Here is a 333-nt window from a genome sequence, read left to right on the forward strand (position 1 = left end):
TGCCATCTTCCCGTTCACCGGTGTCTGCCCGTCGGGGGGAGGGTCCATTATCCACGCCGGAGGCGGTGGTGGCTTCACGCACTGACTGACAGACTGCTTTGATGTGCAACCGACGACGACCAGCGGCAACATCATCACGCAGAGCATCATTTTCAGCTTTAGCATCAGCTAACTCCTTCGTGTATTTTGCATCGAGCGCAGCAACATCACGCTGACGCATCGGCATGGCAGTAATGGCCGCGTTCGCCAGCTTCAGTTCGCTGGCATTTTTGTCGCGCTGGGCTTTGTAGGTAATGGCGTTATCACGGTAATGATTAACAGCCCATGACAGGC

At 55.6% G+C, this 333-nt stretch carries 1 protein-coding gene and 1 pseudogene; both read right to left on the reverse strand.

The window, feature by feature from the left end; all coding sequences use genetic code 11:
• On the reverse strand, positions 1-135 hold a 135-nt coding region (gene rz1, locus MTCD1_RS22760; RefSeq protein WP_369007718.1), incomplete at its 3' end, for a lysis system o-spanin lipoprotein Rz1.
• Positions 71-331: pseudogene (locus MTCD1_RS21565) on the reverse strand (lysis protein); the annotation flags it as partial. The gene rz1 and the pseudogene MTCD1_RS21565, both read right to left, overlap by 65 nt.
• Positions 332-333: the final 2 nt, after the last annotated feature.

Source organism: Colwellia marinimaniae, from assembly GCF_002207865.1.
GTDB classification, from domain to species: Bacteria; Pseudomonadota; Gammaproteobacteria; order Enterobacterales; family Alteromonadaceae; genus Colwellia; species Colwellia marinimaniae.